Annotated in this window: 25 protein-coding genes; 14 read left to right on the top strand and 11 right to left on the bottom strand. The window is 51.4% G+C overall.

Going from position 1 to position 23,569, the window contains the following annotated elements; all coding sequences use genetic code 11:
- Positions 1–4: 4 nt before the first annotated feature.
- The 3 genes from LX87_RS00585 to LX87_RS00595 are packed head-to-tail and all read right to left on the bottom strand — an operon-like array spanning position 5 to position 3,516.
- A complete protein-coding gene (locus LX87_RS00585; RefSeq protein ID WP_111626240.1) occupies positions 5–1,345 on the bottom strand; it encodes a DUF58 domain-containing protein in 1,341 nt (446 codons plus the stop codon).
- Positions 1,342–2,316: an AAA family ATPase gene (locus LX87_RS00590; protein WP_111626241.1), complete on the bottom strand. Its 975-nt coding sequence runs from the start codon at positions 2,314–2,316 to the stop codon at positions 1,342–1,344. The genes LX87_RS00585 and LX87_RS00590 overlap by 4 nt, the downstream gene beginning before the upstream one ends.
- A 15-nt stretch (positions 2,317–2,331) precedes the next feature.
- On the bottom strand, positions 2,332–3,516 hold the full coding sequence (locus LX87_RS00595) for a DUF4350 domain-containing protein (RefSeq protein WP_111626242.1): 1,185 nt from the start codon (positions 3,514–3,516) through the stop codon (positions 2,332–2,334).
- A gap of 163 nt (positions 3,517–3,679) precedes the next feature.
- Here LX87_RS00595 and LX87_RS00600 point away from each other — a divergent pair, with 163 nt between their 5' ends.
- From LX87_RS00600 to LX87_RS00625, 6 genes are all read left to right on the top strand, one after another.
- Entirely contained in the window at positions 3,680–4,216 is a 537-nt protein-coding gene (locus LX87_RS00600; RefSeq protein WP_111626243.1) for a DUF2911 domain-containing protein, read from the top strand.
- Positions 4,217–4,230: 14 nt separating this feature from the next.
- Complete coding sequence (locus LX87_RS00605; protein ID WP_111626244.1) at positions 4,231–6,174, top strand: M1 family metallopeptidase; 1,944 nt, start codon at positions 4,231–4,233, stop codon at positions 6,172–6,174.
- A 29-nt stretch (positions 6,175–6,203) separates the two neighbouring features.
- Positions 6,204–7,091 carry a hypothetical protein gene (locus tag LX87_RS00610; RefSeq protein WP_146624408.1) on the top strand — a complete coding sequence of 296 codons (888 nt, stop codon included), beginning with the start codon at positions 6,204–6,206 and terminating at the stop codon, positions 7,089–7,091.
- Between the two features lie 106 nt (positions 7,092–7,197).
- Positions 7,198–8,463 (top strand): MFS transporter, encoded by a 1,266-nt coding sequence (locus LX87_RS00615; RefSeq protein WP_111626246.1) that lies wholly within the window; start codon positions 7,198–7,200, stop codon positions 8,461–8,463.
- Positions 8,464–8,483: 20 nt separating this feature from the next.
- On the top strand, positions 8,484–9,716 hold the full coding sequence (locus LX87_RS00620) for an MFS transporter (RefSeq protein WP_111626247.1): 1,233 nt from the start codon (positions 8,484–8,486) through the stop codon (positions 9,714–9,716).
- Between the two features lie 211 nt (positions 9,717–9,927).
- Complete coding sequence (locus tag LX87_RS00625) at positions 9,928–10,353, top strand: T9SS type A sorting domain-containing protein (protein WP_111626248.1); 426 nt, start codon at positions 9,928–9,930, stop codon at positions 10,351–10,353.
- A 42-nt stretch (positions 10,354–10,395) separates the two neighbouring features.
- On the opposite strand, the gene LX87_RS00630 is transcribed toward LX87_RS00625, so the two are convergent.
- Both LX87_RS00630 and LX87_RS00635 read right to left on the bottom strand, forming a co-directional pair.
- Positions 10,396–11,232, bottom strand: coding sequence for a FecR domain-containing protein (locus tag LX87_RS00630; RefSeq protein WP_170139285.1), 837 nt, complete (start codon positions 11,230–11,232; stop codon positions 10,396–10,398).
- A 24-nt stretch (positions 11,233–11,256) separates the two neighbouring features.
- Positions 11,257–11,799: an RNA polymerase sigma-70 factor gene (locus LX87_RS00635; protein ID WP_111626250.1), complete on the bottom strand. Its 543-nt coding sequence runs from the start codon at positions 11,797–11,799 to the stop codon at positions 11,257–11,259.
- 434 nt (positions 11,800–12,233) lie between these two features.
- Between LX87_RS00635 and LX87_RS00640 the strand changes: the two genes are divergently transcribed.
- Positions 12,234–12,530 carry an SCP2 sterol-binding domain-containing protein gene (locus LX87_RS00640; protein ID WP_111626251.1) on the top strand — a complete coding sequence of 99 codons (297 nt, stop codon included), beginning with the start codon at positions 12,234–12,236 and terminating at the stop codon, positions 12,528–12,530.
- 34 nt (positions 12,531–12,564) lie between these two features.
- Positions 12,565–14,007, top strand: a complete 1,443-nt coding sequence (locus LX87_RS00645) for a Gfo/Idh/MocA family protein (RefSeq protein WP_111626252.1) — start codon at positions 12,565–12,567, stop codon at positions 14,005–14,007.
- Between the two features lie 45 nt (positions 14,008–14,052).
- Here the strand turns inward: LX87_RS00645 and LX87_RS00650 are convergent, their stop codons facing one another.
- Entirely contained in the window at positions 14,053–14,442 is a 390-nt protein-coding gene (locus tag LX87_RS00650) for a RidA family protein (RefSeq protein WP_229310501.1), read from the bottom strand.
- A 99-nt stretch (positions 14,443–14,541) separates the two neighbouring features.
- Positions 14,542–15,258 carry a pyridoxine 5'-phosphate synthase gene (locus tag LX87_RS00655; RefSeq protein ID WP_111626253.1) on the bottom strand — a complete coding sequence of 239 codons (717 nt, stop codon included), beginning with the start codon at positions 15,256–15,258 and terminating at the stop codon, positions 14,542–14,544.
- A gap of 136 nt (positions 15,259–15,394) precedes the next feature.
- On the opposite strand from LX87_RS00655, the gene LX87_RS00660 reads away from it, so the two are divergent.
- The 4 genes from LX87_RS00660 to LX87_RS00675 all read left to right on the top strand — a co-directional run bounded on the left by LX87_RS00660 (position 15,395) and on the right by LX87_RS00675 (position 19,232).
- Positions 15,395–15,847 carry a GatB/YqeY domain-containing protein gene (locus LX87_RS00660; RefSeq protein ID WP_111626254.1) on the top strand — a complete coding sequence of 151 codons (453 nt, stop codon included), beginning with the start codon at positions 15,395–15,397 and terminating at the stop codon, positions 15,845–15,847.
- A 133-nt stretch (positions 15,848–15,980) separates the two neighbouring features.
- Positions 15,981–16,568 (top strand): CvpA family protein, encoded by a 588-nt coding sequence (locus LX87_RS00665; RefSeq protein ID WP_211325260.1) that lies wholly within the window; start codon positions 15,981–15,983, stop codon positions 16,566–16,568.
- On the top strand, positions 16,565–17,620 hold the full coding sequence (gene rlmN, locus LX87_RS00670) for a dual-specificity RNA methyltransferase RlmN (protein WP_111626255.1): 1,056 nt from the start codon (positions 16,565–16,567) through the stop codon (positions 17,618–17,620). The genes LX87_RS00665 and rlmN overlap by 4 nt, the downstream gene beginning before the upstream one ends.
- Positions 17,621–17,816: 196 nt before the next feature.
- Positions 17,817–19,232 (top strand): inorganic phosphate transporter, encoded by a 1,416-nt coding sequence (locus tag LX87_RS00675; protein WP_111626256.1) that lies wholly within the window; start codon positions 17,817–17,819, stop codon positions 19,230–19,232.
- 19 nt (positions 19,233–19,251) lie between these two features.
- Here LX87_RS00675 and LX87_RS29315 read toward each other — a convergent pair whose 3' ends face one another.
- Both LX87_RS29315 and LX87_RS00680 read right to left on the bottom strand, forming a co-directional pair.
- A complete protein-coding gene (locus LX87_RS29315) occupies positions 19,252–19,374 on the bottom strand; it encodes a hypothetical protein (protein WP_310587866.1) in 123 nt (40 codons plus the stop codon).
- A 147-nt stretch (positions 19,375–19,521) separates the two neighbouring features.
- Complete coding sequence (locus LX87_RS00680) at positions 19,522–20,064, bottom strand: lysophospholipid acyltransferase family protein (RefSeq protein ID WP_310587867.1); 543 nt, start codon at positions 20,062–20,064, stop codon at positions 19,522–19,524.
- Between the two features lie 223 nt (positions 20,065–20,287).
- Between LX87_RS00680 and LX87_RS00685 the strand changes: the two genes are divergently transcribed.
- On the top strand, positions 20,288–20,980 hold the full coding sequence (locus tag LX87_RS00685; RefSeq protein WP_111626257.1) for a porin family protein: 693 nt from the start codon (positions 20,288–20,290) through the stop codon (positions 20,978–20,980).
- 160 nt (positions 20,981–21,140) lie between these two features.
- On the opposite strand, the gene LX87_RS00690 is transcribed toward LX87_RS00685, so the two are convergent.
- On the bottom strand, positions 21,141–21,776 hold the full coding sequence (locus LX87_RS00690; RefSeq protein ID WP_111626258.1) for a hypothetical protein: 636 nt from the start codon (positions 21,774–21,776) through the stop codon (positions 21,141–21,143).
- Between the two features lie 309 nt (positions 21,777–22,085).
- On the opposite strand from LX87_RS00690, the gene LX87_RS00695 reads away from it, so the two are divergent.
- Positions 22,086–22,460, top strand: a complete 375-nt coding sequence (locus LX87_RS00695) for a hypothetical protein (protein WP_111626259.1) — start codon at positions 22,086–22,088, stop codon at positions 22,458–22,460.
- Between the two features lie 57 nt (positions 22,461–22,517).
- Here the strand turns inward: LX87_RS00695 and LX87_RS00700 are convergent, their stop codons facing one another.
- Positions 22,518–23,543, bottom strand: a complete 1,026-nt coding sequence (locus LX87_RS00700) for an aldo/keto reductase (protein WP_111627425.1) — start codon at positions 23,541–23,543, stop codon at positions 22,518–22,520.
- Positions 23,544–23,569: the final 26 nt, after the last annotated feature.

Genomic DNA, 23,569 nt, shown 5'->3' on the forward strand with positions numbered 1-23,569 from the left:
GGGTTTAGATCATACCCCGGGCTTTCAGTTCGAGGTATTTGTTGACGGTGTCGGCGGTCAGCTCCTGCGGAGCGGTCAGAATGGTTTGAATACCGTATTGCTGTAATTCCTTAACAATCTGTTTTTTCTCGTAATAAAACTTTTCGGCAATGGTTTTCTGATAAATTTCCTCCGTTGTACTGGCCGGGTTGTTGAGCAAATTTTTAAGCTCGGTATTCTCGAAAAAAACAACGATCAACAGGTGCTCTCTGGCCATCCGGCGCAGGTAAGGAAGCTGCCGGTGCAGGGCGTTAACTGTTTCAAAATTAGTGAAAAGCAACAATAAACTTCGTTGGCGGATGTGCTGGCGAATGTTGGCGTACAGAGCTTCGTAATCCGATTCCAGAAAGCGGGTTTTCTGCCGATAAAGCACTTCCAGAATCTTCTGAAGATGGCCGGGCCGTCGCTCGGCGGTTACCAGCTGTCCGATTCGGTCGGAGAAGGTCAGTAGCCCGGCGCGGTCTTGTTTGAGCAGGGCAATATTGCTCAGGACCAGCGATGCATTAATCGCGTAATCCAGCAGGCTCAGCCCTTCGAACGGCGACTTCATGACGCGGCCCTTGTCGATGAGGCAATAAATGGCCTGCGATTTTTCGTCCTGAAATGCATTCACCATCAGATCGCTCCGGCGGGCGGTGGCTTTCCAGTTGATCGTTCGGACATCGTCACCCCGGCTGTAGGGGCGGACCTGTTCAAACTCCATGCTGTGCCCAACCCGCCGGACTTTCTTGATGCCTATTTCGGACAGCCGGTTCGAGATCGCCAGCAGTTCGTATTGCCGCATTTGCAGGTAGGACGGAAATACCGCCACGGTTTTATCCTGCGAAAACTGATACCGCCGTTTCAGCAGTTGCAGGGCGGTCATGACGTAAACGTTGACAGCACCGAAATTATACTCCCCGCGTTTGGTGGGCCGCAGTTCGTAGCGTAGAGCTTTGGTTTCGTGGGGTTTCAGCGTGGCCGTAAACAGCACATCCCGCTTCTGAAACTGGAACGGTATTTCATCGATAATTTCCACCTGCGTCTGAAACGGGTAACGGTTTTCCAGGTAAATCGTCACCGGGTTTTCGTCGCCGTTCGACAGCCGTTCGGGGAGTTCGCGCCGGGCAAAAAAAGCCGTTCGTTCCACCGGTTTCCGGAACAGCATAATCCCGTCGAACAGACAAAGCGCCACGAAAACCGCCAGCGCCAGTTTAACAAACGGGAACAGGGCCGGAACCAGGTAGGCCGTAATGAACAACAGGACAAACGCAATCAAGGTCAGCCAGACCCGAACCGAGACGTAAAGGGCGCGGAACAGGCTCATCGCGGCACGTCGATCTTATGCACCACCTGACCGATCACCTCGTCGGCTGTACCGCCTTCCATTTCGCGTTCGGGGGTGAGCAGAACGCGGTGCCGTAAAACGGGTACGGCCAGTTCCTGTATGTCTTCGGGCGTCACAAAATCGCGGCCCCGGAGCGTTGCCAGAGCCTTCGAACTGTTTAGCAGGGCCACCGACGCCCGGGGCGATGCACCCAGAAACAAGGATTTATTCGTCCGGGTACTCTGCACAATCTGGGCAATGTATTCGAGCAGGTTATCTTCGATATGAACCCGGTGGACCTGCGCCCGGATCGTCTGCAACTGTTCGGCTGTCAGTGAGGGTTGTACGGCTTCAACGGCGTCGGTCAGATTCCGCCGTTCGTGGTGCCCTTTCAGAATATTGACTTCCTCCAGAATTGTTGGATAACCCACGACCACTTTAAAGAGAAACCGGTCGAGTTGGGCTTCGGGCAGGCGGTAAGTGCCTTCCTGCTCAACGGGGTTCTGGGTAGCCAGCACCAGAAACGGATCGGCCAGTGGATAGGTAATACCGTCGTTGGTAGCCTGCCGTTCTTCCATAACCTCAAACAAAGCCGCCTGCGTTTTGGCCGGGGCACGGTTGATTTCGTCGATCAGCACAATATTGGCGAAAATGGGGCCGCGCCGGTATTCAAACTCGGTTGTTCGGGGATTAAAGATGGAGGTTCCCAGCACGTCGGACGGCATCAGGTCGGGTGTGAACTGAATTCGGCTAAAATCAACCGAAATGGTTTTGGCCAGTAGCTTTGCCATCAGGGTTTTGGCAACGCCGGGAACCCCTTCGATCAGAACGTGACCGTCGGCCAGCAAGGCCGTCAGAAGTAAGTCGATGGTGGGCTGCTGCCCAACGATGACCTTGCCAATTTCGGCTCGAATGGCATCAATAGCAGTTTTTAATTCGGTTAAATCCAGGCGGTTTTCGTAAGGAGACATGGTGTGAAATCGCGGTTATGCTTTCGCATTGGTATAAAAATTTTCAATTAATTCGTTTAGCCGGAGCAGATCGTATTCACTCATGACCTGTTGCTGCGAAAAGGCAATCTGGCGAAACAGAGCCTGAACGTCCGGCTCCGGAACGCCACTCTTGCGGGCCAGCGTCTGTTTAAAATCTTCGTCGGGTATGGCCGTGTTCAGGCCAAACTTTTCGCGGATGAAGGCTAATAAATACTGGATTTTTTTCTGAGCCAGATTGCCGTGATCGGCCCGCTGATAGTATAGACGACCAACCGTTTGAACAAACTCCAGCGAGGTGTTTTTCAGCGGTTCAATAACGGGAATACTGCGCTGGGTTCTCTTGCCCGCAAAAAGAACGTATAATAGCAAACCAATGACGGTCAGGTAATAAGCCCAGGCCAGCGGTGGCTGCGAAATCACGTAACGCAGCAGCGACTGCTCATCGGCATTGAACCGGCCCTGTTTCTGGTATTCGTCCCAGTAGGTTGGCTGCGGGGGCAGATACGACAGGGCTTTGTAGGCGTAATCGGCGGTGGCAGGGTCAAGAACGTAAAAGTTGGTGAAGGCAATCGGCAGGTTGTGGATGTAAAAATTGCCTTTACCGTAGCGGATTTTCAGAAAGATGGGTTCATTGCGGGCGTTGCGGCCCAGAACCGTGGTGTTAGCGGCTTTCGTCGTAACCAGAAAATTCCGCCCGTCGTCGTGCCGGAAACGGTAGTCGGTCCGGGCTTTCAGCGTCGGATTGGTGAAGTTCATACCCAGCGTTGTGTCGCGCAGGGTGGGCGCTTTCAGGACGGCCCGGAAGCCCAGCAGCATCGCCAGCGAATCCGGAAATTCGTACGCCGACAGAAAAACCGTATTGCCCTGCTTGACGTACGCCAGTAATTTCTGCCGGTCCGGGCGGTTTAGCTGAAGCGAATGGCAGACAAAAATGTAGTTGCTGCGGGCGGGCAGGGCGCTACTAGCGAGATGGTTATACACCGGCAGTCGCAGGCTCGTCACCGGCTGCTGGTTCATGAGATCGGGCAACAGGTCAAATACTACCTTCGTACCGAATGGAATTTTGTCCTGGTTGATGTATGTCGGACTCCAGTTGATGGGTTTCGGACGATAATATTCGAACAGCCCGTAAGCCACAACGGTTATCACCAGGAAAAGCAGGTATTTATTCGGTTTCAAACGGTATCGGTTTAGGGCTTGACGGATGCAAAACCGGCTTACGCTGGCATCCAGACGGTTTTAATGGTTCACGGCTTTTGTTGCAAGTTATCATAGAGTTAGAAAACCGCAACCCAACAAATTTTTATAACTTTCCTGCTCTCTATCCAAACGTAATTGATGTATGAAAAAAGTTTTGTGGATTATTGGCGCCCTGGCGGTGCTTGTTCTGGTCGCTTTCTGGGGCATTCGTTCGTACACCAAATCGGCGAGTCCGGAGGCCACTGCCGAAATTAACCAGAATGGCGTTTATGTGAAAGTAGAATATTGCCAGCCGTATAAAAAAGGACGTAAAATTTTCGGGGGGATTGTTCCCTACGGTCAGGTCTGGCGGACGGGTGCGAACGAAGCAACGATCATTACGCTGGATCAGAACGTAACGGTGGCCGGACAGCCGCTCGACGAAGGGGAGTATTCACTCTGGACCATTCCATCAGAAGGCAACTGGATTGTGATTTTTAACCGCGAAACCGGCCAGTGGGGTACGGATTACGACCAGACGAAGGATGTGCTGCGGGTACCGGTCTTAGCCCGCAAACGCAATGCCGTGGCCGAACAGTTTTACATCAGCTTTGCCCCGCAGTCGGGCGGAACGGATATGATGCTGGTCTGGGACAATACCGAAGCCGTGGTGCCGATTCGGGTTCGGGAAAATCAATAAAGCTGGTCAAAAGGATGAGCAGCGGGACCTGGACCGTCGTTTTTTTTCTTCTCTGGTTTGTCCGGACGGCGGAGGCTCAATTCGTGCCGCTTAGTCCGCGTCTGGCCAACTACCAGCTAGACGTTCAGCTTGATACCGATACCAAATATCTGACAGGGAAGGAGACGCTGGTCTGGACAAACCCGTCGAATGAAGTCATTCATGAACTGCAATTTCACTTGTATTTAAACGCATTTCGCAACGGTCAGTCAACGTTCATGCGTGAATCGGGTGGTCAGTTGCGGGGGGCTTTTATTAAGAGAAACGATGAGGCATCGTACGGCTGGATTGATATTCTGTCGATGCAGGCCCGGCAAGCGTCGGGAAAGACAGAGGTGCTAACCGGCAAATACCAGTTTATTCAGCCCGATGATGCCAATGCCGACGACCGCACGGTGATCAGCGTGCCGCTCAGCCAGCCGCTGGGCCCCGGTCAGCGTATCACGATTGATATGGCCTTTCGCGCCAGGTTGCCCCGGATTTTTGCCCGCACGGGATACAGCGATGACTTCTTTCTGGTGGCTCAGTGGTTCCCGAAAATTGGCGTTTATGAACCGCCCGGAACCCGTTATGTAGCCTCGCCCGGGCGGTGGAATTGCCACCAGTTTCACGCCAATTCGGAGTTTTACGCCGATTATGGGGTTTATGACGTAACCGTAACGGTCCCTCAAAACTTTCGGGTGGGCGCCACGGGTTTGCTAAAGAGCGAACGGCAAAACGCCAACGGAACCAAAACCATGCGCTGGCGGGCCGAAGATGTCGTCGATTTTGCCTGGACGGCTTCCACGGCTTTTACGGTTTTCGACGACCGCTGGCGGCACGTGGCCATCCGCGTTCTGATGCAGCCCGAGCACGCCAGTCAGGCACAACGGCACATCGATGCGGCCAAGGTGGCTCTGGCTTATTTTGATAAGCATCTGGGCCGTTATCCGTTTACCACGCTTACCATTGTTGATCCGCCCATGTCGGGGCTTGGGGCGGGTGGTATGGAATATCCGACCTTTATTACCGCCGGAACAAGCTGGGGGCTACCCGCGGGTGTGCGGGTGCCGGAGCAGGTTGTCATTCATGAGTTTGGACATCAGTACTTTATGCAGTTGCTGGCGACCAACGAATTTGAGGAAGCGTGGCTGGACGAAGGCTTCAACCAGTATTACGAAGGCCGGATTATGGACGAAACCTACGGGCCGAAATCTTCCCTAACGGATCTTTTTGGGTACCGGGTGGGCAATCTGGAAGTGTCGCGCAATTCGTACGTTCACCTCGATCACCCGGCCATTGCGCCCTCGTTTGGCAATGTCTGGCAGTTGCCCGACGCCTATTACGGTGAACTGACGTATTTTAAACCGGCCACCTGGATGCGGACGCTCGACGGTCTGGTGGGCCGCCCGGTGATGGACGAAATCATGCGGACGTACTTCAACCGCTGGAAATTCAAACATCCCAACGCCAAAAACTTTATCGCGATTGTCAACGAAGTGGTCGCGAAACGGCTCGGCAGCCGGTTAGGGCCGAACCTGAACTGGTTTTTCGATCAGGTGCTTTATGGCACGCAGGTATGTGATTATGAGTTACATGCGGTGAGGAGTGTTCGTCAGGGCAATGCATACCGTTCGGCCATTACGGTTTATCGGCGGGGTGATGCACAACTGCCCGTTGAGGTGCTGGTGCATTTTGAAGATGGCAGCGAAAAACTCCTGCATTGGAACGGAAAAGCCAGCGCTCACACCTTTACCCTGACGCAACCCAGCCAGGCTGAGTGGGCTAAAGTGGATCCGCAACAGAAGATTTACATGGACATCAATCTGAATAACAACAGCTTCGCCATCCGGCCACCCGCCAGCCCGGCGGCTAAATATGCCGCAAAACTGATGTTCTGGGCGCAAAACTGGATGCAGTGGCTGGCGTGGCTGGTATAGAAAAAAGAGGTGTATTTAATAGAAACAGAATGATAGTTGCTGGTGCCTTCCCGCTTGTTTTACGTTCCTGGCGCATGGTGCTGTGGCTCTATGGGGTTAATTTTCTGATGAGCTTACTGGTGCTGTTACCGGCTTATGCGACGCTCCGGCGCGAAATGGGCACTTCGCTCGAATACCTGAAACTGTTGAACGGCTTTGATTTTACGGTTTATTCCGATTTTCGGCACAGCCACGGCGCGGCTACAGATTCTTTACTGACCGTCGGGTTCTGGCTGGGCCTGCTTTACCTGCTGATCAGCGTGTTTTTTTCGGGCGGTATGTTGCGGCAATTGGCTTCTGCAACCGATCGGCGGCAAACCTTTCAGGCAAGCTGGTTTTTGGTTGCCAGTATGCAGAGCTTCGGGCGGTTTTTTCGTTTATTTCTGTGCGTAGCCGGTTTTATTTTGTTGCTCAGTGTCGTCTTTCTGCTACTGGGCGGACTCGGCGGACTGGCGCTGAGTGAGACGCTGAACGAAGAGGAACTGAGTTATTTTGCGCTGGCCTGTTTGCTGCTATTCGGTCTTTCGGTCCTGTTTACGCTTTGTGTTGGCGATTATGCCAAAATCCTGCTGTTTCGGCGGAACGAAACCCACGCCTTGCCCGCTTTCCGGGAAGCCATGCGGTTCGTGCTCTCCCACGTTCGCGCAGCTTTCGGCAATTATTTGCTGCTCAACGGCGTCGGTGCAATCTGCTTTGCGATCTATTTTCTGCTCGATTCGTGGATTGTTACCGGTGGCTGGGCGGCAATCGCGCTTCTGTTTCTGATTCAGCAACTCTTTATTTTTTCGAGAATCGCTCTGAAGGTCTGGGCGTTGGCAACCGCCACAACCGTTTTTACTATTCAGAAAAACCACCTGACGATTTTTTCGTCTTGGTAAACAACAGGTTGGATTCCATGCTACCTTTGCCAATAACTTGATCAAATGTGGCTAAATCGGTAACTTGCCAACTATTATTTTTTCCTGATCTTTTTTTGCCAAACGAATGCAGTCAACTGTTCCTCCCCCGCCGAAAGTATCCTATAAATCCTTATTCGGTCTTCCCGTTATTGTAGCCGCTTTAGGTTATTTCGTAGACATTTATGATCTACTGCTCTTTGGCATCGTTCGCGTTCCGAGCCTGAAAGATCTCGGCTTGAACGACGAGCAGATTTCCCGCGTGGGGGCCAACATCATCAACTGGCAAATGGGTGGTTTGCTCCTGGGCGGTATTCTCTGGGGCGTTTTAGGCGACAAACGCGGTCGGCTCTCGGTTCTCTTCGGCTCCATTGTGACCTACTCCATCGCCAACATTGCCTGCGGTTTCATCGACAAGGTTACGTTTATGGATCCGACCGACTACTACGCCCTGATGCGCTTCATTGCCGGGATTGGGCTGGCCGGTGAGCTAGGCGCCGGTATTACGCTCGTTTCGGAAGTATTGCCGAAGCAACTGCGGGCCATCGGAACGTCGCTGGTGGCCGGGGTCGGGCTGTTTGGGGCGGTATTTGCCTATTTTACCGTCGAATTATTTAACTGGCAAAACGCTTTTTTCGTAGGCGGAGCCATGGGAATTGGCCTGTTGTTGCTGCGCGTTGGCGTAATCGAATCCGGAATGTTTACCGACGTAGCCGAGCAGAAACACGTTCAAAAGGGCAATTTTATGGCGTTCTTTACCAACCGGAGCCGGTTTTCCCGCTACATGAAATGCATCGGTATCGGGCTTCCCACCTGGTTTGTCATTGGTATTCTGGCGACGTTCAGCAATGAGTTCGGAAATGCGTTTGGCATTACGGAACCCGTCAAACCGGGCCTGACCATCATGTGGTGCTACGTGGGGCTGGCGTTTGGTGATTTGGCCAGCGGCCTTATCAGTCAGGGATTGCAGTCACGCAAAAAAGCCGTGGCCTTACTGATGGGTTTTACTCTGCTGGTCAGCCTGATTTACATCTTTGCCGTTCCCAAAACGGTGAATGGTCTATATATGTATTTCCTGGCAATGGGCTTCGGTATTGGGTACTGGGCTATGTTTGTAACCATCGGGGCCGAACAATTCGGAACCAACCTGCGGGCAACGGCTGCCACGACGGTACCGAACATGGTGCGCGGAATCGTTATTCTCATGACGAGCCTGTATACTTACCTTAAACCGTCGGTCGATGTCATCAATGCCGGAATCGTGGTTGGCATTCTCAGTTTTGCCATCGGTTTTTATTCCATCCTGACCATTCCTGAAACCCACGGTAAAGACCTGAATTATCTGGAGGAGTAAAGCTCCTCTCTTCCGCTTGTATGAATGCTGCTTCTCCTGCCGGGTCTTTCCGGCCGCTGTTTTCGATTCCGGTAATCGTGGCCGCTTTGGGCTATTTCGTAGATGTGTACGACCTGCTTCTGTTCAACATTGTCCGGGTACCGAGCCTGAAAGATCTGGGACTGGACGGAAAACAGGTATCCATCATTGGCGGAACGGTTTTGAACTGGCAGCAGGCCGGATTATTGCTAGGGGGCGTTTTGTGGGGTATTCTGGGCGACAAACGGGGGCGGCTTTCGGTTCTCTTTGGTTCTATCATTACGTATTCCGTTGCCAATATTGCCTGCGGTTTTGTGCAGGACGCCAATACCTACGCGCTCCTGCGGTTTGTGGCCGGTCTGGGGTTGGCTGGCGAGCTAGGGGCGGGTATCACCCTGGTTTCCGAAATCTTGCCGAAAGAACTCCGGGGCTACGGAACCTCACTGGTAGCGGGTGTAGGGCTGTTTGGAGCCGTGGTTGCCTACTTTACCGTCGTGCTGTTCGACTGGCGGACGACCTACTTCATTGGGGGCGGTCTGGGGCTGGTTTTGCTTTTGCTCCGGGTGTCGGTATTTGAGTCGGGGATGTTTCTCAGGATGAAAGAACAAACCGTTCAGCGCGGTAACTTTTGGTCGTTGTTTACCCACCGAAAACGGCTTTTAACGTATCTGCGGTGCATGGGTTTGGCCGTTCCGACGTACTTTGTCATCGGTATTCTGGCAACATTCAGTAACGAATTTGCGGAAGCCCTGGGTATTACGGAACCGGTTGACCCGGGGCGCGTCGTGATGTTTACGTACATCGGCATGGGGGTGGGTGATCTGATCAGTGGCCCTCTCAGTCAGTGGTTTCAATCCCGTCGGCGGGCCATCGGGGCGCTGATGCTCCTCAATCTGGTTTTTGTGGGGATTTATCTGTTTGCCGGTATTACGTCGATTTCGCTCTTTTACGCCGTTTGCGTCATCCTGGGGTTTTCAATTGGCTATATCGCCCTGTTTTTAACCGTCTCGGCGGAGCACTTCGGAACCAATCTACGCTCGACGGCTACTACCTCCATCGCCAACAACGTGCGGGCCACTACTTTACTAACGATTCCGCTTTTCCAATCGCTTAAGCCGTCCGTGGGCGTAATTGGGTCCGCGGCTGTTGTGGCGCTGCTCTGTTTTCTCATTAGCTTCTGGTCACTGGCGACGCTTGATGAAACCTACGGGAAGGATTTGAATTATGTTGAGTAACCCGGTGCCGTTCTAACCTGGATTACACAGATTTGAGCGATCTGGACAGCTTCGTCGTTATTCTTCGTAATCCGCCGAATCCCGGTTGAAGATCTTATACAACCGTTTATCCTTTTTTTCAGCCATTGCTCCTAACATACCGCTCCGGGGACGGGTGTGCTACATCTTTTCGGTGATTTTAGATCAGTAAACAACAAATCTAACGAACACTATGAAAACGATTGTCCGCACGGTCAATGCCCTTTTTCTGGGCGCCCTTTTGTTGGCAGGAAGCACTTCCTTTGCGCAAAACAACTCCGATAACAAGCCCTTTCTGGTAGCGACTTATCCGTCGTCGAACCCTTTGAAGCTATGGATGAACATTCAAAAAAACGATCCCAAATGCAAGATTGTCGTGCGGCTGCTCGACGAGAGAAATCGGGTTGTATTTTCGGAAACCATGCCCCGAAGCCAGGACAAATACCGTCAACGGTTTGACATGAGCGCCATGACAGATGGCACGTATACGCTACAGATTACGGGTGGGAGCGAAACCGTTGAAAAATCGTTTCAGGTCAAAACGTCGGGTATTCTGGAGCGTTCTACACAACGCGTGCTGACCGTCGTTCCGGCCACTGAACACTTGACGGGCCTGTAATACCGTGTGGCGATAGACCTGTTCCGGCGAAGCAACGTAACGTTAGTTGGCTTTGGGCCAGAAAGAGTAAGCAGAGAGATTGCTATGGCGACGAATCAGTTGGGTTGATTTCTCATTGTATTCAGCCATCTCGCCCTGTTTTAATTCATACGCTTTGATTTTGCCCAACAGGCCCTCATCCTGGAGAATAAAGTTTGCTTTGCCCTGTTCAACAATAACCTGGGTCGATTCCTCTTTTCGGTTAACATATACCCGGCCTTCTTCTGTTTCGGTTACCACGTGGTTGCCGGTATGAATCTGTAGTCGAAAACTGAGTGGTTGCTTGGCCACCAGTACCACGGCTTCTCCGTTGAGCCAGATTTGACGGTTGGGCCCCGACCAGTCGGAAGAAACCCTGACTGAGGAGTTTTTTTTGAGGATAACGGTTGATTTATCCGGCAATGGAACTCGCTTGTACGGCTTATCTCCGGCTTGGTAGATGGCATCTGCGGGTAATTGTGCCTGACGCAGAAGCCGGACACTGAAGCCAAGGGTGATGATGCACATCACCCAGATGATAATCCGGATCACCCGCTGCCATACCGTGCGGTATAGCGGAGGTTCGGGTTCGTCGGGCAGGTGTTTGGTTTGCTCGGAAATGCCTGCCCACATCCGCTGCCAGTCAGGAGAATCGACCGCAGTAACGCAGGGATTATTCCATTGCCTGCGCATGAGGCCGCGCAGGTAAGCTTCGTTATCCGGGTTTTGCAGCCAGCTAATCACCCATTGTTTCTCCTCAGGGTTGCATTCGTTCCGAACGTATTTAACCAGCAAATCCTCCATTTCAATGAGTGACGGATCGGTTGAGGAAACAGTTGCGCCAGTACGTGTGCGGAGCAATCCATTCAACCGATTCCTTACAATTTAATAGGTATGTTGTTCAAAATAACTACCCAGGGTGTTGTAAGCCTGATTCAGGTGATCATCGACGGTTTGGGTAGAAAGACTCATGCGGTCGGCAATTTGCTGCGAAGTATACCCTTCGTGCCGACTCAACAGGTAGATTTCGCGACGGCGGGAGGGGAGTTGGGCAACCGCCTGCTGATACAATAATTCCAGCTCCTGATAAAGTACCTCTTCTTCCGTATTCGAACCCGACTGCGTGGTCAGGCGCTGTAAAATTTCTTTGGGTTGGCATTGACTGTGCCGCTCGCGAAAACTTACCAGTACCAGGCGGTATGTCATGGTAAACAGGTAACCGTTCAGCGGAATGTCTTCGTCGAGCGTATGACGACGTTCCCAAAGCGACGTAAACACATCATGCACAACCTGTTGAGCTGCTTCCGGGGATTTAAGGATGCTTACTGCAAAATAATAAATTCGTTGCACATACCGATCATAAACACGCCGAAAGGCCATTGGGTCAGCATTTCGGAGTTGTCGAAGAAGTGTTTGTTCAGCTTGCATCCTGGATACACGTTTTTAGCAAATGTCCAGCAAAGTATGATTATCAGACAAATAAACTAACGAATTAGTCAACAGTAATCGCTTCGTTTCAGCCTCCGCTTTCGGCTCCTACTCTTTTACAATCTCCCGTTTACTAAAGGAGAAAACCGTAATTGCCTGTCCTGAAAGCGTATTAAGGCTCTGTTTATGCCCAATAGAAAGGTAAAAAGCCTTAAATGGCAAAAAATGGCAGAACATGAATGTATCTACACATAATCAGACATTTCGGACCTTTTCTCCATCCGCACGAAAAAAACAGCGTTGTTCAAAGGGTAATTAACGGGTTTGAACTTACTAAAAATTTCGGTATTCTGCATATTTTTACCGAAAAAGCCGCTAGTTTTATTAACTATTGTTCTAATTATTCGTGATTTGATTCAACATAAACCATACGCATGACTTTACAGGATTTTACAGAAGAGATTCGGCGCCGGGTTAGCACAGACAGCGGCTTTGATGCAACAGTCAAACTGGCGACCGATCAGGGAGTTATCTACATCGACGGGCGTCAGTCGCCCCCGGTGGTTTCCAACGAAGATGCCGAAGCGGACAGCACGATCAAAGTCTCGCTGAGCGATTTACAGAAACTGGGTACGGGCGAGCTGAATCCCATGACGGCTTTTATGTTTGGCAAGCTGAAGGTGCAGGGTGATATGGGCCTTGCCATGAAAATTGGCCAGAAACTCAGTTAGGATGTAACCACGTCTGATTTCAACTTCTGACCTCATGAAATTCTCATCGCTCTCGCGTCGAAAATTCCTACAGGGAAGCGCTCTGGCGGCTGCTGGTTTCACCATCGTACCGCGTCATGTACTGGGTGGGCCCGGCTTTGTGGCACCCAGCGATAAGCTGAACATGGCCGCTGTTGGTTGCGGTGGAAAGGCCAACGTGAACATCCGTCTGGCTTACAACAACGGCTCGGACAACATCGTGGCACTCTGCGATGTTGACGACCGGCAAGCCAGGAAATACCGTGCCCAGTTCGCCCAAGCGCCGTATTTTAAGGATTACCGTGAGCTATTTGATAAAGAAGCGAAGAATTTCGATGCGGTCATCATCTCAACACCCGACCATATGCACGCGCCAATTGCGATGGCGGCCATGCAGTTGGGCAAGCATGTGTACTGCGAAAAACCGTTGACGCACGACATTTACGAAGCCCGGATGCTGACCGAAGCCGCCCGTAACTATAAGGTGGTGACGCAGATGGGCAACCAAGGCAGCAGTGGGGATGACACGCGCAAAATCGAAACCTGGATTCAGAAGGGCGTGATTGGCCCTGTGCATACCGTCAACTGCTGGACCAACCGACCGGTGTGGCCGCAGGGGGTTCGGTCGCCGAAAGACAAGGGCGAATCGCAGCCGGTGCCCTCGGAAGTGGACTGGGAGTTGTGGCTGGGAACGGCTCCGTTTCGCAAGTACCACGAAGCCTATATGCCAACCCGTTGGCGCGGGTATTGGGATTTCGGAACCGGCGCACTGGGCGATATGGGCTGCCACTTCATGGATGTACCGTTCCGGGCACTGAAACTGAAATACCCCACCTCAGTGGAATGCAGTGTGGGGTCGGTGTACGCCGATTTTTTCAAGGAAGCCTTTTACGACGATGTTTGTCCGCCTTCATCGGCTATTCACCTGACCTTTCCGTCGGACAACCGTAAGGTAAAGGAAATCAGGTTTTCGTGGTACGACGGCGGTATTCGTCCGCAGGTTCCGGAAGGCATTCCGTACGAGAAAGTATTCACGAGTATCGACGGCGGGATGATGTTCATTGGCAGCAAGGGCATTCTGGTGGCGGAGTTGTTTGGCAATAATCCACGGTTGTTCCCGGAAGAAAAATTTGACGGTAAAAAGCTGCCCGGTCCCGAAAAACCGTTGGTCGAAGGCAAAACGGAGGGACATCAGCAGCAGTGGGTAAAAGCCTGCAAGCAGGGGTACGGCGCTTACACGAGTTCGTCGTTTGAGGAGGCTGGTCCGTTGACCGAAACCGTCCTGATGGGCAATCTGGCGACGCGCAGTTACATGCACCGGGAAGCCAGGGCTGACGGCGGTTACAACTTCCCCGGTCGTAAAAAACTCTTTTGGGACGGTGCCAGCATGAAAATCACCAACTTCGATTACGCCAATCAGTTTGTAAAGCGGCAGTACCGGGGGAATTATTCGCTTTAATGAATTACTTAAAACCGGCCCGGTATGCACACCGGGCCGGTTCTCTTATTGATTCGCTCTCCGCACCGCCACGGCTTCGATCTCAATCAGAAAACCGTAGTGTAGCCGGTTGGTCGGTACCACCGCGCGGGCGGGTTTGTGTTCCCCAAAAAAGTCGGCATATACCGCGTTAACCTGATCCCAGAGTGCTATGTCGGCAATGTAAACCGTTGTTTTCAGAACGTGGTTCAGGTCGCTTCCGGCAGCTTCCAGAATGGCCTTCATGTTTTCCAGCACCTGACGGCTTTGCTCGTCAATTGACCCGGTAATCTTTTCCTTTGTAACGGGATGAATCGGCAGCTGACCGGATACAAAAATCAGGTCGTTCCAGACCGTAGCCTGGGCGTAGTGCCCGGCGGGAAGCGGAGCATGGGGCGTTTCGACGGATTGAATCATATAGAAAGACACGAGAAGGGAGACATGAGACAAAAGAGTAAAGACAAGAGAGTAACTAAAACCGCTTTGGTTAAGTCTTTACTCTTTTGTCTCAATTCTTTATTCTTCTAACTGTTTCAAATATAATTGAATGGTGTTTTCCAGGCCGAAATAAAGTGCATCACTGATGAGCGCGTGACCAATCGAAACTTCCAGCAGACCAGGAATCGCCTGTTGAAAATACCGCAGGTTTTCCAGGCTCAGGTCGTGACCGGCGTTCAGGCCCAGCCCCAATTTGTTGGCAACCTGAGCGGCTTTAACAAAGGGTGCAACGGCGGCTGCCCGGTCTTCGGCGTAGTGAGTAGCATACGGTTCGGTATATAACTCAATCCGGTCGGTACCTACCTCTTTAGCACCTTCAACCATCCGCTCGTCGGCATCCACGAAAATGGAAACCCGAATGCCCAAATCTTTGAACCGTTTGACTAAATCCGTCAGATGGGCCCGGTGCGTCAGGGTGTCCCAGCCCGCGTTGGAGGTGATGGCATCCACAGCATCGGGTACGAGCGTCACCTGCTCGGGCCGAACACGCGTGACCAATTCAATAAACCGGGCGTCGGGATTTCCTTCAATGTTGAACTCGGTGGTTACAACCTTTTTTAAATCCAGAACGTCCTGGTACCGGATGTGCCGTTCGTCGGGGCGCGGGTGGACCGTGATGCCCTGAGCACCAAACCGCTCGCAGTCGAGTGCTACATTAACCACATTCGGATTGTTGCCGCCCCGCGAATTCCGAAGCGTGGCAATTTTATTGATGTTTACGCTCAAACGAGTCATTTGCTGAGTGATGAATTAAGAGTTATACGTGATGAGTTGTAACAAGCCGCCCTCGTTTTTGTAACTTTGCCCAACTTTCAATGGTTCCGGGTTAAGCAATTCTTAACTCATCACTCTTAATTCATCACTCAAAAATATGTCGCTGAAACAACAGATCGATACGGATATTAAAGAAGCCATGAAGGCCAAGGAGCAGGATCGGCTGCGGGCATTGCGGGCCATTAAATCGCTAATTTTACTGGAAGAAACCAAAGATGGCTCGGCCGGGGGCGACCTGAAACCCGAAGATGAGATTAAACTGCTGACCAAAGCCGTTAAGCAACGCAAAGATTCGGCCGACATTTACCGCACCCAGGGCCGCGAGGATCTGTTGCAGAACGAGCTGGCCGAGATTGCCGTGATCGAGAAATACCTGCCGCAGCAGCTTTCGGAAGAGGAACTGAAAAGCCGTTTGCAGGCCATCATTGCCCGCGTTGGTGCATCCGGCCCGTCGGACCTGGGCAAAGTGATGGGCGCAGCTACCAAAGAACTGGCGGGCCAGGCCGACGGCAAAGCGATTTCGGCGATGGTAAAGAATTTGCTGTCTTAAAGAACGGATGGTTTTGGATGGGTAAAAATGGTTAGATTATTGAAGGGTTCATTGTACGTCCGTAAATAACCGTTTAACCGTAAACCATCCAATTCTTTTCAGCCATAAACTATTCAAAACCATCTCCCGAAACTTGAAAATCCTCGACATCGTTATTCTGATCTCGTTGAGCTATGGTGCGTACAATGGTTACCGCAAGGGATTGCTGGTAGAAGTGGTTGCCGTTGTTGCATTTTTGGTAGCGATGATCGTCGGATTTAAGTTTTTAGGATTCGGGATTGATCTGCTGGCACCGTACATCAGTGTGGAAGTGGCCCGGCGGTTATTACCGTGGATGGGCTTCTCCGTTATTTTCTTTCCGACGGTTTTTCTGATCAACCGCATGGGTTTTTCCCTGCGGAATTCGCTGCGGTATACCCTGCTGGGCACGTTCGATAGCCTGGCCGGAGCCGCCGTCGGAATTTTTACCTGGGTTTTCGGAATTAGTGTAATGCTCTGGTTGTTAACCTGGATGGGGATACGTATGCCGATCAAACACACGCAGGAAACGTACCTCTATCCTATGGTCAAACCCATCGCGCCGAAAGTCATGGACGCAACGTCCGGCTGGATTCCGGTGGGAACGAACTGGATTCGCAAACAGAAAGAAGAATTTTCGCGAAGCTGGTCCAACAATAAACCGGACGACCTGAAAGCGGAACGTGCAGATAAAGAAGGATGATAACGACAAAGCAGGATATACGAAAACTGAACGAAGACCAGTTGAAAACGTGGCTGACCAGCCACGGCGAACAAGGCTTCCGGTCCAAACAAATTCAGGAATGGCTCTGGAAACGATCCGTGCGGACGTTTGACGAGATGACCAACCTTTCACTGAAAACCCGGCAGTTGCTGGCGGAACATTTTGAAGTACGCACGCTGTCGGTGGCCCGGCAGCAGCAAAGCGCCGACGGCACCATTAAGTCGTCGTTCCGGCTGTACGACGGTAATCTGGTCGAGGGGGTGCTGATTCCGGCGCTGCGTAAGGATGAGGACAATCGGATGACGGCCTGCATTTCGTCGCAGGTGGGCTGCTCGCTGACCTGTAAATTCTGCGCAACGGGGTATATGGACCGGAAACGCAACCTCGAAGCCAGCGAAATGGTCGATCAGGTCGTAGCCATTGATCAGCAGGCCAAAGACGCCTACGGCACCGGTCTGACCAACATCGTGTACATGGGTATGGGCGAACCGCTGCTGAACTACGCCAACATGCTGGAGTCAGTGGAGCGGATTACGTCGCCCAACGGTCTGGGTATGGCAGCCCGGCGGATTACGGTTTCGACAGCCGGGATTGCCAAAATGATTAAAAAGCTGGGCGACGATCAGGTGAAATTCAATCTGGCACTTTCGCTCCATGCCGCCAACGACGACAAGCGCAACCAGATCATGCCGATCAACGAAAGCAATTCGCTGCCCGCGCTGGCCGAAGCCCTGAACTATTTCTACAAGAAAACCGGTACCCGGGTGACGTTTGAGTACATCGTCTTCAATAATTTTAACGATACCTTACAGGACGCCAAGGAGCTGTGGCAGTTTACGAAAAAGGTACCCGCTAAGGTGAATATCATCGAATACAACCCGATTGCTGAAGCGGATTTCCGGAATACTGACGCAGACAAGCTCGACCATTTTGCCGGTTTTCTGGAAGACCGGGGCGTGGTGGTTAACATTCGTCGGAGCCGGGGAAAAGACATCGACGCAGCTTGCGGACAACTGGCGGGGAAACAGTAATTTGTTTTGCGTCTTTTTCGACTGTGCAGGTTACAAAGTATTCAGGGCTAAGTACAAAACGGGAAAATTTTGACAATCGGTCCGGTTATTGCTTAACATTTAGTTAACATTGCCCTCGGAAGTTTACTGTATTTTTGAGGAATAATTAATTGGGTTTTGGGTTTCACAAGGCCCGGTACTACAGACTTGTATCTGCATGTTCGGATTAGAAACGGATATTTTTATCCTCCTCGCTCTTTGTCTCTTTGCTGCCTGCGCGTTTGAATTTGTAAATGGATTCCATGATACGGCGAATGCCGTCGCTACGGTTATTTATACCAACTCCCTGAAACCCAACGTGGCCGTAGTTTGGTCGGGCATCTGCAATTTTGTTGGCGTTTTAATGGGCGGTATTGGCGTTGCGATGGGAATTGTCAACCTGTTGCCGGTCGAGTTGCTGGTTGATCAGAACGTATACCATAGCATTGCGATGGTGCTGGCACTGCTTTTCAGCGCCATCATCTGGAATTTAGGCACCTGGTATTTCGGTTTACCCAGTTCCAGTTCACACACCCTCATTGGTTCCATTCTGGGCGTTGGCCTGGCGTTTTCGACGATGGGAACCACCGGCGAACGGGGTGGTGTCAACTGGGAGGAAGCCGAAAAAATTGGGAAGGCTCTGCTGCTGTCGCCCCTGATCGGGTTCAGTCTGGCCATTATCCTGATGTACCTGCTGCGGAAGCTGGTTGGCAACAAAGACCTGTTTAAAGAACCCAAGAAAAACGCTCCACCGCCGACCTGGATTCGCTCGATCCTGATCGCGACCTGTACCGGTGTTAGTTTTTTTCACGGCTCGAACGACGGCCAGAAAGGAGTGGGCCTTGTCATGCTGATCCTGATCGGAATTACGCCGGCTTATTTCGCCCTGAACAATAACATCGACCCTACGACCATGCGCGGAAATCTGGTGGAGATTTCTCAGGTTGTCAATAAAATCGACACGGTTCGCTTATCGGATGCTGACCGGCGACGGGTTCGCCAGACCAAAGCGGAAATTACTGATCTTCAAGGTGTAATTAATATACCGCTGGAAGATGGTAAATTTAAAACGGACGACCGCCTACAGGTTCGTCGTGACTTGCTGCTGATCAACAACAACGTTAAAAAGCTGATAGAAAGCGAGGAGGTGGATCTGAGTGCAACGGATATAACCACACTGACAACCAACCTGAACGAAAAAGTGGGCCTGCGCCGGTTTACGGATTATGCTCCGCTTTGGGTTATTCTGATGATTGCGCTCTCGCTCGGTCTGGGAACGATGGTGGGCTGGAAACGGATTGTCGTGACCATCGGTGAAAAAATCGGAAAGCAGCACCTGACCTATGCCCAGGGTGCTTCGGCAGAACTGGTAGCGGCCACCACCATTGCCTTGGCGACGCTTTATAAAGCACCGGTCAGCACCACCCACATGCTGTCGTCCGGGATTGCCGGAAGCATGGTGGCCAGCAAAGGAATTAAAAACCTACAGGGAGGAACCGTTCGAAACATCGCCCTGGCCTGGCTCATGACACTGCCGGTATCCATCCTGCTTTCGTTTACGCTCTACCTGATCTTACGCTGGATGTTAGACTGACGTATCCGCTCCGCGACTTTTAGAGCCACGTCATTTTTTCTTTGGGAAGTTCCTGTTCGATGGCTTCCCGTATTTTATCGACCAGCGAGTCGATGGATTCATCTGCATCGTATTCCAGCGGTGGTTTGAAGCGTACGCTCAATTGCGTATTCCGCTTTTTAAACCGTAATCCTTTTTTATCGAAGGCTCGCCGAAAGCCGTTGATTACTACCGGAATTACGATGGGGTTAGCGGTTTTCAGAATGTGGCCTGTACCCTTCCGGATCGGAGCATAGGGGCTGGTGGTTCCCTACGGAAAACTAACCACCCAACCGTGTTCAAGCGCCCGCACGATGCGTTCATTGGCCGTACTATCCACTTCCCGACGGACATCCTGTCCTTGCGACCGCCACGACCGTTCGACCTGAATGGCACCTCCCAGGGCAAAAATACGGGGCAGTAAGCCGCCTTTCATGGTTTCGCTGGCCGCTACGTAATAATTGCGGGCGCGGGGCCAGAGCAGGTAAACCGGCGGTACAATCGTGTTTTTAAATCCCCACTTAACGCTGCAAAAAATGTGGAAGAAGGCAATTACGTCGGCAAAATAGGTCTGATGATTGGAAAGGAAAATCACATTGCTGACCGGTAAGTTCTCCAGATATTCGGTGCCTTCAATTTTAAGTTTATTATAAAGCGTATACCGGAAATAGGTAATCCAGCCTATAACGGCAATCAGAATGCGCTTGATAAATAAGGAATTGCCAAACGGGTCCTTCTCGAAAAGACCTATGAAATCGAGTTTGTCAAGCGGTTTCGGCAAAAAGCTGTATTGCGTTGGCGGTTTATAATCCATTCATCAGCAGATTAATCGATTACGTAGTAAATCCAAAAAATCAGGACAATGTTTTGAATGAAAAGCCGGGTTTGGCGGCCAGCATATAAATAAAAATTGATAAAAAAGTAAAATGGCATTAATCCATTGGTGTCCGTACCTGTCAAAGCATCAGATTGCAGAAACAAACGGCATCCGAAAATGAGACCGTTTGCGATGGACAACCAACCTATTTTTATCAATCATGAAACGATTTACACTGGCCGGAATAGCCGCACTAGCCTTTTTATTGATTCAAACCGCATCGGCTCAGGTTCAGGTCGGCTTTCGGGCGGGTGCCAACTGGGGCGCAGTTTCCAAACCCGAATTTCTGGATAATTTTTCACCTACCTTTCGGCTGTCACCCGGTCTGACGGGCGCGTTTTTTGTCGAAGCGCCGGTCAGTGAGCGTGTCAGCATCCGGCCCGAAATCTCGTATATTCAGAAAGGATTTTTGATTGATGAAGGTTTTAAACTGCCGTTGGGCGGCTGGGACCTGCCACTCGGTGCCCGGGTTGCTTACCAGACGCGGTATGTAGAACTGCCGGTTCTGGCCAAAATCAACCTGAACGAGGGCCCCGTGCAGTTTTATATGCTGGCGGGTGGAGCCGCCGGTTATGCCGTCAACGGCCGTATTCGAACCCGTACCAGCGGTATTTTCCGGAGCCAGCCGATGGATGTGGATATGAATATGGGGATGCTCAATTACAACCGCTGGGATTTTAGCGCCATCGGTGGGCTTGGACTGAGCGCCGAAGCCGGAGCCGGTAAATTCTTTGTCGAAGCGCGCTACGAACACGGTTTTTCACGGCAGTATGATTTGCCATTTATCCAGCTTCCGATCCGTAACCGGGGTTTGAGCGCATCGATTGGCTACTCGTTTGCCATCGGGCAATAAACAGGATTAGTAACCGGCAGGCCGTCAGCGGTTTAATCAGGATTTGTTATTCAGTATTCTAATAAAGATTGTTTGTGTGTGTTTAAGGGTTAGAGTTGAGCTGGAAAAGCCCGGGGCGTTTGCACCGGGCTTTTTTGTTACCTGTCCGCTAACGGTTTTCTTACAGAATTCCCTTTACAAGCCCCAGTACGCTGTTGAGTTGACTTTTTACAGCGGGTTCGGCGGCTTTTGCTACAGCGCCACCCTTGCCCAATTTTGACAGGCTGCCCAGGGCGGTATTGATGAGCGAGTTGCCGGAACTGGCGGTGCTGCCGCCCACTACCGAAAGACCCGTTTTAACCAGATTAAGATTTTTGGTCAAACCGCTGACTTTCGAGATCAGATTGCCGCTCCCAATGAGCTTTTCAATTTGATTGGCACCGAGGGCCGTTTTAGCCAGACTCACGGCTTTTTGCAGCATATTGCCTTTGAGCAAACCGGCCTGCGCCAGCGGAATCAGTTTTTTCAGGTTACTGACCTGCCCCACTAGTTTATCCTTCAGACTGCCTGTGCTGCTTTTGGCTTCGGCTTCGAGGGCCGTGGTGCTGGCCTGCAACGCTTGTACGGTTCCGGCCTTGTCGCCTTTGGCGTTGGCTGCTACGGCTTTATCAAGCAGGGCTACGGTTGAATCTGTATTCGCCTGAAAAGCTGAACGGACGGTTGTAGAAAAATCAACAACCGACGCTGAGACCGAGGCCGTTTGGGCAAAACCAACAATGGCGAGCGAAACCACCACATTCAAAAGAATTTTTTTCATAATTGTGTGATTGAATTTGATAGCAAAACGTAAGGTGTAATTGATATGGTTTTACAAGCAAATAACGTGCAAAGACGGTTTTAACGCTACTAATAAAGCGTCCGCTTTTGTCCGCAAGTGAACAGAGGGTGTCCGGATTCGTACAGATATAGTAACTTGTCAATCGGTCAAGTGTTTGACTAATAGGGTGTTATGTTTCTGTAAAATTGTTGGCATAAGGTTGGTATATAGATAAGGAGAACAGCTAAACAACAGTACTACGACATAAACAATACCGCGCTGACGGACCATTACTAAACAACAAATATCATGATGAACCTTTTGAGTAACCTGATCTGCACTGCTCTCTTAAGCACTACTTCTGTTGACCCGGCGGCTGCTCCGAAAGCCCTTTCGTTCGATGCCAGCGCCTACGTAACGGTTAACAACCAGATTCGGCTGGCGGTCGAAAAAACGTCGGCGGAACCCGTTGTCGTTCTGTTGCGTGATAAAAACAGCCGGGTGCTTTTCCAGCAATTTGTTGGTAAAAAAGCACAGAAATACGCCGTTAAACTGGACGTTGCTGATTTAGCCAATGGAACCTATGAGCTCGAAGTGAAATCAAAAGAGGGCAGCATCCGCAAAGAGGTGAATTTAAACTCAAAACCTACGGAAGCCCCTACGCGTCTGGTTGTTATGAACTAAGCGCTAACGGTTTCAACCATAAAAAAAGCCAGGGTTGACCCTGGCTTTTTTTATGGTTTATGCGATGTATTTTTTTCGATCGCTCATCTGGCGTTCCACCATCCAGCCCGGATATTCGGGGGCTAGTTTGCTGACTTCATCCAGCTTCGTAAGTTCGTCGGTACTCAACACCACATCAACGGCTTTCAGATTGTCTTCGAGTTGGTCGGGTTTCTTGGCACCGATAATTACGGTGGTAACGGCAGGTTGGTGTAGCAGCCAGGCCAGTGCCACCTGAGCCACCGAAACGCCTTTTTCGGCCGCAATCGGTTCCATAACGTCCAGAATGTCGAATGCTTTCTCCTTGTTGACGGGCGGAAAATCAAAATTGGCCCGGCGGGCATCTTCCGGATTTTTGTTGCGACCGTATTTGCCACTCAAAAAACCGCCTGCCAGCGGACTCCACACCATCAAACCGACTTTCTGGTCCAGCAGCAGGGGCACGATTTCACGTTCCAGATCGCGGCCTGCGATGGTGTAATAGGCTTGGAGCGACACAAAGCGGGCTACATCCTTGTGTTCGGAGTAGGAGAGGGCTTTCATCAGTTGCCAGGCCGCCAGGTTGCTGGCTCCGATGTAGCGCACTTTTCCGCTGCTAACCAGATCGTCCAGAGCCCGGAGCGTTTCTTCCAGAGGAGTCAGAAAGTCAAATCCGTGAATCTGGTACAGGTCAATGTAGTCGGTTTTCAACCGGCGCAGACTTTCTTCGGCCTGTTGCAGAATGTGTTTCCGACTCAGTCCGATCTGGTTGGGTCCTTCGCCCATTTTACCCCGCACCTTGGTTGCAATGACCAGATCATCGCGCCTTAGACCCAGATTGTGAATGGCCTGCCCGGTCAGTTCTTCCGATAGCCCTTCTGAATACACATTGGCCGTGTCGATAAAGTTAATTCCGGCGTCGATGGAGCGTTTCACCAGTTGATCGACGGGGTCCTGGTCCAGTTGGCCAATAGCCGTCCACATGCCTTTGCCGCCGAACGTCATGGTGCCGAGGCAGAGTTCAGAAACCAGCAGGCCCGTATTGCCTAAAAGGTTATACTTCATGATGTAAACTGATTTTGGGTGGAGCG

Source organism: Larkinella arboricola (genome assembly GCF_003259745.1).
Taxonomy (GTDB): domain Bacteria; phylum Bacteroidota; class Bacteroidia; order Cytophagales; family Spirosomataceae; genus Larkinella; species Larkinella arboricola.

Coding starts and splice junctions, on each gene's coding strand:
- LX87_RS00660 (WP_111626254.1), top strand. CDS start 15,395: ATGTCGCTGAAACAACAGATCGATACGGATATTAAAGAAGCCATGAAG.
- LX87_RS00585 (WP_111626240.1), bottom strand. CDS start 1,345: ATGAGCCTGTTCCGCGCCCTTTACGTCTCGGTTCGGGTCTGGCTGACC.
- LX87_RS00655 (WP_111626253.1), bottom strand. CDS start 15,258: ATGACTCGTTTGAGCGTAAACATCAATAAAATTGCCACGCTTCGGAAT.
- LX87_RS00700 (WP_111627425.1), bottom strand. CDS start 23,543: ATGAAGTATAACCTTTTAGGCAATACGGGCCTGCTGGTTTCTGAACTC.
- LX87_RS00610 (WP_146624408.1), top strand. CDS start 6,204: ATGATAGTTGCTGGTGCCTTCCCGCTTGTTTTACGTTCCTGGCGCATG.
- LX87_RS00685 (WP_111626257.1), top strand. CDS start 20,288: ATGAAACGATTTACACTGGCCGGAATAGCCGCACTAGCCTTTTTATTG.
- LX87_RS00650 (WP_229310501.1), bottom strand. CDS start 14,442: ATGATTCAATCCGTCGAAACGCCCCATGCTCCGCTTCCCGCCGGGCAC.
- LX87_RS00645 (WP_111626252.1), top strand. CDS start 12,565: ATGAAATTCTCATCGCTCTCGCGTCGAAAATTCCTACAGGGAAGCGCT.
- LX87_RS00625 (WP_111626248.1), top strand. CDS start 9,928: ATGAAAACGATTGTCCGCACGGTCAATGCCCTTTTTCTGGGCGCCCTT.
- LX87_RS00590 (WP_111626241.1), bottom strand. CDS start 2,316: ATGTCTCCTTACGAAAACCGCCTGGATTTAACCGAATTAAAAACTGCT.
- LX87_RS00620 (WP_111626247.1), top strand. CDS start 8,484: ATGAATGCTGCTTCTCCTGCCGGGTCTTTCCGGCCGCTGTTTTCGATT.
- LX87_RS00605 (WP_111626244.1), top strand. CDS start 4,231: ATGAGCAGCGGGACCTGGACCGTCGTTTTTTTTCTTCTCTGGTTTGTC.
- LX87_RS00680 (WP_310587867.1), bottom strand. CDS start 20,064: ATGGATTATAAACCGCCAACGCAATACAGCTTTTTGCCGAAACCGCTT.
- LX87_RS00635 (WP_111626250.1), bottom strand. CDS start 11,799: ATGCAAGCTGAACAAACACTTCTTCGACAACTCCGAAATGCTGACCCA.
- LX87_RS00640 (WP_111626251.1), top strand. CDS start 12,234: ATGACTTTACAGGATTTTACAGAAGAGATTCGGCGCCGGGTTAGCACA.
- LX87_RS00695 (WP_111626259.1), top strand. CDS start 22,086: ATGATGAACCTTTTGAGTAACCTGATCTGCACTGCTCTCTTAAGCACT.
- rlmN (WP_111626255.1), top strand. CDS start 16,565: ATGATAACGACAAAGCAGGATATACGAAAACTGAACGAAGACCAGTTG.
- LX87_RS00600 (WP_111626243.1), top strand. CDS start 3,680: ATGAAAAAAGTTTTGTGGATTATTGGCGCCCTGGCGGTGCTTGTTCTG.
- LX87_RS00690 (WP_111626258.1), bottom strand. CDS start 21,776: ATGAAAAAAATTCTTTTGAATGTGGTGGTTTCGCTCGCCATTGTTGGT.
- LX87_RS00675 (WP_111626256.1), top strand. CDS start 17,817: ATGTTCGGATTAGAAACGGATATTTTTATCCTCCTCGCTCTTTGTCTC.
- LX87_RS00615 (WP_111626246.1), top strand. CDS start 7,198: ATGCAGTCAACTGTTCCTCCCCCGCCGAAAGTATCCTATAAATCCTTA.